This is a genomic window from Cognaticolwellia aestuarii, from assembly GCF_002000025.1.
Lineage (GTDB): Bacteria > Pseudomonadota > Gammaproteobacteria > Enterobacterales > Alteromonadaceae > Cognaticolwellia > Cognaticolwellia aestuarii.
Genome location: NZ_MUZV01000002.1, coordinates 95,603 through 107,158, shown reverse-complemented (window position 1 = coordinate 107,158; position 11,556 = coordinate 95,603). Strand labels below are relative to the sequence as shown.

The following is an 11,556-nucleotide window of genomic DNA, read 5'->3' as shown; positions in this document are numbered from 1 at the left end:
GCCAATCCTCAAACAATGGCAGCAAACTACTCAAGTAATGTACCTGGATTTAACTGTTGGTTGGCATCAAAATGCGCCGCTAGGTTTTCAAGTACTTTCATACCTAATTCACCCTTTTCTACTGCAAGATAAGGTGCGTGATCTTTACCGACACCATGCTGATGGCTAATTGTGCCGCCGTTATTAACAATAATATCGCTAGCTTGATGCTTTAGCTTTTGCCAACGAGCAAGTGTCGCTTGGTAAGAGTCAGCATTTCGATAAAGGTAAGTGGTGTATAAGCTGCAACCTTGACTATAAACATGCGATAAATGAGTAAAAACATGAACCTTTTCGCCCTCATCCGTTAAACCATCACGTATTGCGGTTTCAACTTTAGTCATTAAATTATCAACATTACCCCAGTCAGTTGCCGTTTCAAAAGTGTCAACAACATAACCTTGTTGCCATAACGCATCTCGCAGGTAAGGTGAGCGAAAACGGTTGGCTTGCCATTTTTTGCCTAATAGCTCGCCGGTGCTAACCCCGTTAAATTGTTTTACAAAGCGGTTTAACTGTTTTTTACTGGCTGCTATTTGCTGCTTGGTACCCGTTAAACCGAAGGTCAACATACACTTTTCATCGCCACAACCGCGCAATGACAAATAACGTTCAAGCCATTTTATTGCATTTTCATGACCCGCAAGTTTAAGCTGAGTTTGGGTTTCAACACTATTACTGACTCTTAACATAGATAAGGCAATACGCTGTTGAACACTTTGTTGACAAAACTGACTTGCAGCACGCCAATTAGGAAAGAAAATTACAGAAAATTTTTCCACGTCGGGTATTTTACTTACCCGCACCTTTACTTGCGTTAAAATTCCAAAGCGCCCTTCTGACCCTAACAGTAGTTCACGTAAATCTGGGCCGGCAGATGAGGCTGGAAACGTAGGTACATCAAGTGAACCAGTAAAGGTTTCAATATTCCCGCCAGCAAATAACTGCTCAATACGGCCATATCGTAATGACTGCTGCCCGCTTGAGCGACTAGCAACCCAGCCACCAATAGTAGAAAGCTCAAATGATTGCGGAAAATGTCCCAAAGTATAACCACGCGCTAATAATTGAGCTTCAACCATCGGGCCGGGTGTACCCGCGCCAAAAGTTGCTATTTGACTTTGCTCATCTAAATCTAGCAGTTGATTCATGTGGCTCATGTTAACGGTTAACACCGCTCGTTCAGACACTTTAGGATTAATATGGCCAGCAACGCTAGTGCCACCACCATAAGGAATTAATTCAACATTGTGCGCTTTTGCGTAACCCAAAATATCTTTAACATCTTGGCAGTTCTCTGGAAAACAAACCCCGTCAGGAAAGCAATTTATTTCACCACTGTGCATCGCTAACCAGTCAGGTAAAGACTGCCCTTTGGCATGTCGCACGCGCTGCTCGGCATCCGTCGATATTAATCGATGTGCTGTTAAACGTGATTGAGGCACAGTGTTAATGACCTCAGCTAAGCCAACATCGTTAAGAGGCTTACCTTGCCCTACTAATTGCTTTAGAAATGCCCCTGCCGACTGTGGTAAATCCATTGAGGTGCTTTCATCACCCCAGCCATTCCAACGTCTCATGTTACTACCTTGCGATTAATTCACTGTTAGTTATCTATTAGTTATGATAAAACGAAGCATGTAAGGGTGAAATGTCCTAAAAAGACAGTCAAGGTGACATTTTAGGACAAAGCTAAACAGCCTTAAATTGTCTAGACCTAGACCTAGACCTAAACCTAAAACACTGAAAAATAGCTAAAACATAGTTCATGACCAATATGATCAAAGTAAAAACAGCCGAAAACAGCTCATTAACTGACTTAGATGAAAACCTAGGACAAGCCTCTGTACCCGCAGTTAAACAATATTTGCAATTAGCCGCTGAGCAAAAGCTTGATATAGATGATATTTGTCAACGTGTTGGCTTAGATCTAGCCCTACTTTCTGATAATAGCCAGCATATTTCCGGGCTACACTTTCAGCAGTTAATTGCTTTATTAATTGAGCAATCTTCTGATGACTTATTTGGCTTACACACGGCAAAACATGTACAACCTGGCTCTTATAGTGTGTTGGGCTATATCTCAATGAATTGTGAAAACTTAGGGCAAGCTATCACCAAAATTCAACCGTTTGAAAAATTGGTTGGTGATATGGGGACTACCAACTTTGCCGATTTAGGTGATAAGGTAAAAATTAGCTGGCATTGCCAATTTACTGAGCCAAATGTTAAGCGCCACATGATCGACAATTGTCTAGGCTCTTGGCTAACCTTTGCACGTTATTTAGTCAACCAAGCCAGTAACCCAAGTGAAATACTACTTAGTCGACATAAACCAGCGTTGAGTCAACAAAATGAATACCAAGCCGTATTTAAATGCCCTGTCCGTTTCGGGCAAGCAGAAAATGCCATTATTTTTGACAAAACTTTATTATCGTTACCTTTAAATAAAGGTGACCAACAACTGCTATCAACACTGGAGAGTCATGCTCAAGCGTTAATTTCTGATCTAACAACAGAAATCGATATGGCGACTCAACTAAAAAATAGCATAGCGAAGTCGCTTAAAAGCGGTAATTTTCATCAACAAGACATTGCCGAGCAATTTGCTATGAGCGCTAAAACCTTACAACGGCGCTTAGCAGCGTCAGGGATAACATTTCAAGCCGTACTCGATGAAACGCGACTTCAGTTAGCAAAAACACATTTAGCCGCAAGTAAATTGAACCTGAATGAAATCAGTATTGAACTGGGCTTTACCGAACCAAGATCTTTTTATCGTTGGTTTAATAAACTCACTCAGCAAACCCCAGGCGACTATAGGAAAACTCTTATAAATAATCAGTGCTAGCATGCTACTTACATATTTTACACAAAGACATTTGTTAAGATATAAAGCATCTGTTTAACTGAATAAGCTAGCTAGCCAGTCAAAAGTTAATACGGTGGTGAAAATTTTTAATCCGATCACCCCTAAAAACAGCACAATGAGTAACACTTTGACTCGACTGCTTTTTATATTATTCCAATACAATAATTTAGCTTTAGCTTCTCTCTTAAGCTCATCCACTGATTCTTTCATAACAATATTCCTTCCATAACTAACCACATGTCTGACTGCATAACTGGCTGCTTAAGTGACTGCTTAACAACTCAATAGCACTCGCTAAAGTGATGTTTATTGCGCTAATAGCCTTCAAAAGTCACCTTAATTAACCGTTAGCCTTTTGCTAATAACTGATCTAACCAACGCGATGGCAATAAACGCTTAAGCACAGCAAAAATTTTGGTTGGTGTCGTTATGCGGTAACGTACTTTAGGGCGCTTGCTTTCTAAGGCATGTATCAATGCTTTAGTCACATCAATTGCCTCTAGGGTGAACGCTGCATTTGATTTTTCACTGGTTAAACGCTCGATTTGCTGTTGATATTGTGCATTATGGACACTGTTATTTATATCAACATTACTTTGAAATGCCGTTAAGGCATTAGCACGAAACTGTGTATTGATAGGACCTGGCTGTAATAATACCACCGCAATATTAGCCGCCTTCAATTCTAACCTTAAAGTATCCGTTAGCCCTTCTATTGCATATTTTGAGGCGTTGTAAGCGCCACGATAGGCCATAGAAACAAAGCCTAATACAGAGCTACATTGAATGATCCTGCCATGACCTTGTTGGCGCATCACCGGAATAACTTGCCGAGTCAATTCATGCCAACCAAAAACATTAGTGTCAAACTGCGCTTTTAGTGCCTGTGTAGGTAAGTCTTCTAGCGCGCCAGGTTGCCCATAAGCGCCATTATTAAATAAAAAATCTAACTTTCCTCCCGTTTCTTCAAGTATTTTTGCAAGCGTTTGTGCAATGCTTTCAGTGCTAGTTAAGTCAAGTAGATAAGCAGTTAAGCCTTTAGCTTGCAGCTCAGCAACATCTTGCGGATTGCGAGCTGTCGCAAATACTTGATAGCCACGTGCCGACAACGTAAGCGCAGCATGTAAACCTATACCTGATGAGCAGCCGGTAATTAAAATAGATTGAGTTGACATAAAGTGAAGACAAAATGAAAAACAGATAACCCGTAGCTTACTTGATAATCTTGGCCTTGAGAACTAACAGACAAACTTAATTACATTATTGTTGTAAGAGTAAAACTGCCAAAAAATAAGCCGTAATCATATCAGCACACAATTGACTTGAGCGCTGCAGCCTAGCGTTCATTTCCCCCTTGAATTACAACATGCGGTCAATATTAACAAGCTGATAGAGTGAGTATTTTTGGCATGTGCAACCCGTTGTTACATATTAAATGCAAAGCTTACTGCCTTCTTGCTAAAAATAAGGTTATAAATAAGTTAATGAATAACGCTAACAAAAGCCACTCGCTCATGAATATACTCAAGCCTTACCTTGGTGTTTCTTCTTACCTTATCTTGCTTGTTTTACTTTCTATTGGCCTTACAGCCATGAGTGCTCACTCACATAACATTGACTTAAATCACATAGGTGATGAGCTTGAAGTGGTTGGCTTCAAAGATGATAGGCTCTTACAAAGTGAGTCAAAATCAACAATAAAAAATAGTCTTAATCAATCTTATACGATTAACTTTGCAGCCAACATTCCTGAAGATAAAAAAGCTAAACTTTACACTTGGGCTAACCACGCACGTAAAGCCTTACGGCTGGTATATGGCAAATTACCTGTTGAAGACTTCGTCACCATTATAAAAGCCAGTAAGGGCGGTAAAGGTGCCGTGCCTTGGGGGGAAGTTAATAGATATTCACCACCTGAAGTAACGTTAGTTGTTAATCTTGATAGTAGTCTTGAGGCTTTAAAAGCAGATTGGACAATTTACCATGAATTTAGCCATTTACTGATACCTTACGATGCAGGTGATGCAAGATGGTTCTCTGAGGGATTAGCCAGTTACTACCAAAATATTACTCAAGCTAGAGTTGGTATGTTTGACGAACAAACGTTATGGCAAAAACTGTATGATGGCTTCGAGCGTGGTAATAAACAACAAAACTATGCTCATCAAAGGCTTGATTACCTGAGTGATCACATTGGTGAAAACCGTAATTATATGCGAATTTATTGGAGTGGAGCCCTGTATTGGCTCAAAGCTGATATTGCTCTACGAGCATTAGCCCAAAAAAACGCCATCCCCTACTCATTAGATCTAGCCTTAGCAAAGTTACAAGCATGCTGTTTCGATCGTTACCTCAGTGCCACTGAAATAGCTCACAAGCTAGACCAACTAACTGAAAGCAAAATATTTACCTCGTTACTCAGTGAGTTTTCAGCAAGTTATGCTATTCCTGATTATTTAACTCCATTACGTTCATTAGGTGTGGAAGTTATCAACGGACAAATCAGCATAAATGACCAAGCTATATATAACACACAGCGACGCGCTATTTTTATCGGCTTGTCAAAACTGAGCAGTAAAAATGCTCGCTAAGCATTGTTAAATTCCTTTATGGCGATAGAGCTTTTATTGCAGCCTCTGCTATTCGCTGATTGTTGAGATGACAAGGCGAGATGTATGTGAACTAGTTTTTAAACCATTTTCGACGATGCTCGATTGAAAGTTTGCCATAGATGCTTTTGATTCACTTGAATATCAAGCACGCATTATCGAGATTTCAGGTTAAATAACTTAAGCTACTCTCGTTACTGTTACTTATGCGACTTGGATTACTTATGCTACTTAGATTACTTATGCGACTTAAAATACTTTGAAAAAGCGGTACTCTTTGCTGCTTCATACATATTTAGAGTAGTTAAACAAGATATGGAGCACCTCAGATACCCTTTTCAAGTGCTACAGCGCTATGAAGTCAAAAATCAACAGCCTCTAGTTCCGTGCCTTAAAATTACTGTTGCCCAACAGCACATAATTAACTACCCTGTCGGCTATTGCTAAATTTAATTGCAGCTAAAAAGTACGCTGCTCGCCACGTTGAAGGAATACCCATGCCCAAAAGCTACTTATCATCTATTTACATTACCTTAGTAACAACTTTATTACTGACAATAACCGGCTGTTCTGATCCAGACCCCGCAATGAAGGCGGTAAATGCTTATGTTGAAAAACAAAAAATAGATAAGAGCCAAGACAACTGGAAAACCCAATTAGTAAAACCAGAGGTAGTCGAATTTAATCCTCAAGCGCAATATTTCTGGGATTTAGACACTAGCGAAGGAAAGTTAGTCGTAAAGCTACTTCCTGAAACTGCCCCAATGCATGCAACAAGCACAATGTATTTAACACAGTTAGGCTTTTATGATGGCTTAATTTTTCATCGTGTCATCAAAGATTTTATGGCACAAGGAGGCGATCCATTAGGTAACGGTACCGGTAACCCTGGTTATAAATATGCAGGAGAATTTGATGACTCATTAAGCCACGATAAAGCGGGATTATTGAGCATGGCAAACTCTGGTCCGAATACTGATGGTAGTCAATTTTTTATCACCTTTAAAGCAACACCTTGGTTAGACGGTAAACATACTATTTTTGGTGAAGTGGTCGAGGGCTTAGATACCACATTAGCTGCAATAGAAGCTTTAGGTAGCCGCTCAGGTCGCACACAAAAAGCAGTCAAAATTATCAAGGCCACTATTCGTATTGAATAGCGTAAACTACCAAGGTGGAGTACTTCGCTAGCAGCTGTTCACAGTAAGCACAATCAAAGCGTGACAAAGCAATAAAACCGCAAGTCGACATTATCGCCTCCTCAATATAACGAGGAGGCATGCCATTAAACAGCATAACTACAATCCCCTGCTAAAGGTTATCGATTAGCTAGCTATAACTTACTTTGATACTGAAGCTAAAAGACCACCCGCGCCAATAAATATGAAAGCAAATACTCGCCCTGTAACTGAGTTAGCCAATAGCTTCGCCGTTTTATTTTTCTCTCTATGAGCAAAATACGCATTAGCGTTATGATCATCTAATAAATGTTGTAGCAACAGTGACAACATTTTCATCAATGCCACTCGCTTGTTAATGCGTTTTCGATTTTATCAAATTCTGAACACTTGGTAGCGAGACAAGCGATAAAATCTAGCTTCCATGCTTTACGTAAATAGGTTATTGAAATATTCGTGCGAAAAAAACAGTTAACAACCGTTTGTCGCTTTGTTGATTTAATAGCGTTGTGGCCAGCGTCAGCTAAAAATATCTCGCATTTTTAACGATGTTTGTATTGAGAAGGACAATAACCTCTTGAGACATCTTTACTGCGAAGCTTTACATGCTTGGTTAAACGCCCTGTTACGCGCGAGCGCCAAAGCTTAAAACTACGTAATTTCAGTCGACTGCGCATAAACCGAATAACTTCAGACTCATTCAGACCAAATTGTAGCTCTATCGCCTCAAATGGCGTTCTATCTTCCCAGGCCATTTCAATAACTCGTGATTCACTTTCTTGGGATAATCTCATTGCATAATTTTTATCGATGAATAATCTGAAAATACGCGTATGAAACATTTTTAGATCAACAAACCGGTATTTATACCGATTAATTTATAATAAGAGGGGCAATGGTGATATTTTGATTACTGATAACTTAGACGTTTCGGATGGCGTAGATTATTCAACTTTTTTGCTAATTAAATGAGTGTACACCACCTTTGTAAAGCCTTACTACAGCTAAACAAGAGTAAATACTGCCAAATATTGTCACGCCTTCAACAGTATTTACTTAACAAATTACTTATTCAATGCTGCTTTGGCGGCTTCAACTTTACTAAAATCAAGCCCTAACTCATCAACAGCTTCTTTAATTAATGCTGGGTTTTGCATTAATAACATCATCATAGCTTGTAATTTCTCTTGTGGAATACCTAATTGCTGCACGGTTGCCATTGCCATTAACGGGTTTTCTGTTAATGCCTGAAATACAGCTTTGGTTTGTTCATCGCTAATGTTGTGTTCTTTCAAAATTGCAATAATTGGATTCATCTGTTTTCCTATTTCTTACGGGTTTGTTTACTCATTTTTCTACACGTTATTATCATTAACATCTGTGTTCAAAGCCAAGGTTTAAAACCAACATTCAAACTTACATGATTAAAATACTAACGCTTATTTTTTGGTACATAATTTAAAATCGACAGCGGCACAATTTTTTTAACCGGAAATTCGTCAAACTCTCTACGCTCAATAATATGCCCTAACCGGCTTTCAATGGCGCATAAATTTCTAAAGTTGTCTTTAGCAACAAAAGAAACCGCTTCACCACTTTTACCTGCACGCCCGGTGCGACCAATACGATGAATATAATCATCAACCTTGTCAGGTAAATCATAATTAACCACACGCGCTAGTTCGCCAATATCAATACCGCGCGCGGCAATACCCGTAGCGACAAGAAATTTAATCTTACCGGCTTTAAAGTCAGTTAATATTTGTTCACGTACAGCTTGAGTACGACCACTATGAATTGATTCTGCTTTAATGCCACGCTTTTCCAATTGGCTAACCAGTTTTGCTGCGCCATGTTTTGTCTCAATAAAAATTAAAGCTTGCTGCCATTGCTGTTGTTTAATTAAATAACTTAACAGCGCCGACTTATTAGTTTTGTCGACTGTGACCAGCCATTGCGTTATTTTAGGCTTTGACGCTTGGTTTTTAGTAACAGAGATTTCAGTCGCATGATGAATAGTCCTTTTGGCTAAAGCTCTAATATCATCAGAAATAGTGGCAGAAAATAATAAATTTTGTCGTTGCTCTGGTAGCCGTTCGATGATCTTATTAATGTCGTCAATAAAGCCCATATCCAACATGCGGTCTGCTTCGTCTAACACAAACGCTTCAAGCTGATCAAAAATTACAGCGCGTTGATGTGCCATATCAAGTAAGCGACCTGGCGTAGCAACCAAAATATCAATGCCCCAAATCAGACGTTGCTTCTGCGGCTCTATTTCTTTACCGCCATACATCGCCATAGAGCTGATATTCAGGTATTTTCCGTATTGCGCAATACTTGCTTCCACTTGAACAGCTAACTCACGCGTCGGTGTTAAAATCAGCACACGAACACGTTTACCACGTAAGTGACATTCTTCATCAGCGCTTAATTTCTCTAACAAAGGTAAAACAAAACTGGCCGTTTTTCCTGTGCCAGTTTGCGCTGCGGCGATAACATCTTTACCTGATAAAATAACCGGTATAGCTTGTTTTTGAATTTCAGTCGCTTCAAGGTACTTTAAATCAGCTAGCGCGTTTATAATTGGGGCTGACAATCCAAATTTGGAAAATGGCATTAAAAATCTCTTCAGTTCTATACATACAAGCTCATGAGGTGAACTATCTAGCTCTCTCAATATTAGTGGCGATTATAGCATTAATACTGCCAAGCATGCAGCGAACTTTATCATGATTAAAACACATACAAACACGGCGTAAATTAACCTTAGTTCATCGATTTAAAGTTGAAGTAATTACCATTATTTATAATAACTTGCCGTAATTAAACCGTTAGCAAGCTCTATGGTAATACGGTATCATTTGATAGGTTTTTTAGTTGTGTTAGCAAAAGGGTAATGCCATAGTTAATATAATGTTCTATTTAGGTTGTTTTTGTAATGGAAAGTACTGATAAAAAAAATCATAGTAATAACATTGCTTATGGCAATGTTTATGTGATGACTCATTCATTTTTTAGTGATGTGATTAAAATTGGCTGCACACCAACTGACCCAGACGAGCATGCAAAAACGCTATCAGCAAAAACGCCAGGCAACTATAAAGTCGTGTTTTCATTACAGTGCGCCAACCCATGTAAAGTAAAGAAGCAAATTCGTGAATACTTAAATGCTAAAGAATACGTAAACGAGTTTTATCAAGTGCCCGCTGAAGTTGCTGAGAAACTTTTAAAGCGTGAAAGTTTAAAAATACCTATAGTTAATGCCACGTAAATTACCACCAAATTATATTTTTAAACTGATAATAACCAGCCCAAAAAAACGCTGATACTGTAGTATCTGTACTAAATAAAAAAGCGCAGATACTTATTGTGCACAGCCGTTACTTTTAGTTGATGCATGCTTTATTAAAAAGCTAACATTACTAAAAATATAGTTTTACATTGCATTGTCTTTTAATTGCCAAGCATCGAAAATTATCCTATATATTACCCAAGTAACAAACTATGTTTACGGTCAATTTATCACTCAAGCTTCTAAGCCTATGATTTAATTTTTTTTAGTTGGCATTGCTGATCACCATAGTAGTTATCAGCGTAATTACACTCAATTTTCGCCTCAGTGCTAACCTCAACATGAGCTGCATTATGCTGGCTAAGTACACTTTGAATATTCGTTGTTAGGTTTCCAGTTATTTTCTCAATAATGCTTTTCATATTTTCTACCTCGCTTTTTAACAGTAAGGTCATTATTGATAATTTTTACAATCCAGTAAATTTAATTAAATTAATAAAGTAATTCTAAAAAATTGATTGAAAATGATTTATTTAAATAATTAAAAACAACAGGCTTAATTGCATTTTTTAGTTAATTCAGCGCTAAAAATGTCACGTAAAATGGTCAACTCGTTGGTTCTGACATAATTAGGCCTGATCACTAATGCTATGGTGCGGTGGGGACCGGGTTCATTTAAATGGATCGCTCTAATTTCTGATTCATCATAAATTAACTGATCGAGCGCCATTTGCGGCACTAATGTTGTACCTAACTTACCTGCCACCATTTGTATCAAGGTATGTAAACTGGCTGAATCAAAGTCTGTATCTTGCTTATTATTTTGCATACTACACGCGGCTAATGCGTGATCTTTTAAGCAGTGACCATCTTTTAATAGCATCAACTTATCAATTTCTAACTCTTCACTGGTAATTTCTTTTAATTGACTTGGGCATTCATCTTTATGACTAACCCAGTAGAAGTCTTCCTGCCAAAAATCAAAATGCATTAAACCTTCAATAGGAAATGGTAACGCCAAAATGGCAGCATCAATATCTCCACTTCTGACCATATCGACTAATACTTGCGATTGTTCTTCAATTATTTTCAATTTAAAGTTTGGCTGTTTTCGCCTCACTTCGGGTAATACTTTTGGTAATAAATAAGGACCAATGGTTGGAATTACACCAATAGTCATTGGATTAATAAATAAGGGTTTATTGGCTTGTGAAAGTTGCAGCAATTCATCTAATTCAAATTTTACTTTTTTGGCTTTATCTAAAATTAATTGTCCATTGCTGGTGATCAAAACTTGCTTATTGTTACGCTCGAAAATAGTCGTACCTAACTGTTTTTCAAGCTCGATAATCGCAGTACTCAATGCTGATTGTGAAACATTACAGGCGTCAGCAGCTTTTTTAAAGTGCAAGGTTTTTTCAACAGCTAAGGCATAGTGCAATTGTTTTAATGAGATCATAATTTTCCGTTATCAACATCACTTAATATTTGTGATATGGATTTATATTAATAGTTGTTATTGAACATAAAGCTCAGTTTAATCAATTTTTTATATTATACCAG

General features: G+C 38.2%; 13 protein-coding genes. 4 read left to right on the top strand and 9 right to left on the bottom strand.

The window, feature by feature from the left end; translation table 11 throughout:
• Positions 1–26 precede the first annotated feature (26 nt).
• The gene (locus B0169_RS03735) at positions 27–1,619 is read right to left on the bottom strand and encodes an FAD-binding oxidoreductase (RefSeq protein WP_077284627.1); all 1,593 of its coding nucleotides are present in this window, start codon (positions 1,617–1,619) and stop codon (positions 27–29) included.
• A 188-nt stretch (positions 1,620–1,807) separates the two neighbouring features.
• Here B0169_RS03735 and B0169_RS03730 point away from each other — a divergent pair, with 188 nt between their 5' ends.
• Positions 1,808–2,890 carry an AraC family transcriptional regulator gene (locus tag B0169_RS03730; RefSeq protein WP_077284626.1) on the top strand — a complete coding sequence of 361 codons (1,083 nt, stop codon included), beginning with the start codon at positions 1,808–1,810 and terminating at the stop codon, positions 2,888–2,890.
• A 54-nt stretch (positions 2,891–2,944) separates the two neighbouring features.
• Here the strand turns inward: B0169_RS03730 and B0169_RS19340 are convergent, their stop codons facing one another.
• The gene (locus B0169_RS19340; RefSeq protein WP_164474793.1) at positions 2,945–3,121 is read right to left on the bottom strand and encodes a hypothetical protein; all 177 of its coding nucleotides are present in this window, start codon (positions 3,119–3,121) and stop codon (positions 2,945–2,947) included.
• A gap of 137 nt (positions 3,122–3,258) precedes the next feature.
• Positions 3,259–4,086, bottom strand: coding sequence for an SDR family oxidoreductase (locus tag B0169_RS03725; protein ID WP_077284625.1), 828 nt, complete (start codon positions 4,084–4,086; stop codon positions 3,259–3,261).
• 339 nt (positions 4,087–4,425) lie between these two features.
• Here B0169_RS03725 and B0169_RS03720 point away from each other — a divergent pair, with 339 nt between their 5' ends.
• Complete coding sequence (locus B0169_RS03720; RefSeq protein ID WP_085328657.1) at positions 4,426–5,502, top strand: M61 family metallopeptidase; 1,077 nt, start codon at positions 4,426–4,428, stop codon at positions 5,500–5,502.
• A 515-nt stretch (positions 5,503–6,017) separates the two neighbouring features.
• Positions 6,018–6,680, top strand: coding sequence for a peptidylprolyl isomerase (locus B0169_RS03715; RefSeq protein ID WP_077284623.1), 663 nt, complete (start codon positions 6,018–6,020; stop codon positions 6,678–6,680).
• Positions 6,681–6,860: 180 nt separating this feature from the next.
• Here B0169_RS03715 and B0169_RS19210 read toward each other — a convergent pair whose 3' ends face one another.
• From B0169_RS19210 to B0169_RS03700, 4 genes are all read right to left on the bottom strand, one after another.
• Positions 6,861–7,037: a hypothetical protein gene (locus B0169_RS19210; RefSeq protein ID WP_158077043.1), complete on the bottom strand. Its 177-nt coding sequence runs from the start codon at positions 7,035–7,037 to the stop codon at positions 6,861–6,863.
• Positions 7,038–7,240: 203 nt separating this feature from the next.
• Positions 7,241–7,492 carry a TIGR03643 family protein gene (locus B0169_RS03710; protein ID WP_077284879.1) on the bottom strand — a complete coding sequence of 84 codons (252 nt, stop codon included), beginning with the start codon at positions 7,490–7,492 and terminating at the stop codon, positions 7,241–7,243.
• A 270-nt stretch (positions 7,493–7,762) separates the two neighbouring features.
• Entirely contained in the window at positions 7,763–8,014 is a 252-nt protein-coding gene (locus B0169_RS03705) for a DUF2999 family protein (RefSeq protein WP_077284622.1), read from the bottom strand.
• 116 nt (positions 8,015–8,130) lie between these two features.
• Positions 8,131–9,318: a DEAD/DEAH box helicase gene (locus B0169_RS03700; protein WP_077284621.1), complete on the bottom strand. Its 1,188-nt coding sequence runs from the start codon at positions 9,316–9,318 to the stop codon at positions 8,131–8,133.
• A 321-nt stretch (positions 9,319–9,639) separates the two neighbouring features.
• On the opposite strand from B0169_RS03700, the gene B0169_RS03695 reads away from it, so the two are divergent.
• Positions 9,640–9,972, top strand: a complete 333-nt coding sequence (locus B0169_RS03695) for a GIY-YIG nuclease family protein (RefSeq protein WP_077284620.1) — start codon at positions 9,640–9,642, stop codon at positions 9,970–9,972.
• A gap of 269 nt (positions 9,973–10,241) precedes the next feature.
• Here the strand turns inward: B0169_RS03695 and B0169_RS19205 are convergent, their stop codons facing one another.
• Both B0169_RS19205 and B0169_RS03685 read right to left on the bottom strand, forming a co-directional pair.
• Positions 10,242–10,415 (bottom strand): hypothetical protein, encoded by a 174-nt coding sequence (locus tag B0169_RS19205; RefSeq protein WP_158077042.1) that lies wholly within the window; start codon positions 10,413–10,415, stop codon positions 10,242–10,244.
• Between the two features lie 134 nt (positions 10,416–10,549).
• Positions 10,550–11,452 (bottom strand): hydrogen peroxide-inducible genes activator, encoded by a 903-nt coding sequence (locus B0169_RS03685; RefSeq protein WP_077284618.1) that lies wholly within the window; start codon positions 11,450–11,452, stop codon positions 10,550–10,552.
• Positions 11,453–11,556 lie beyond the last annotated feature (104 nt).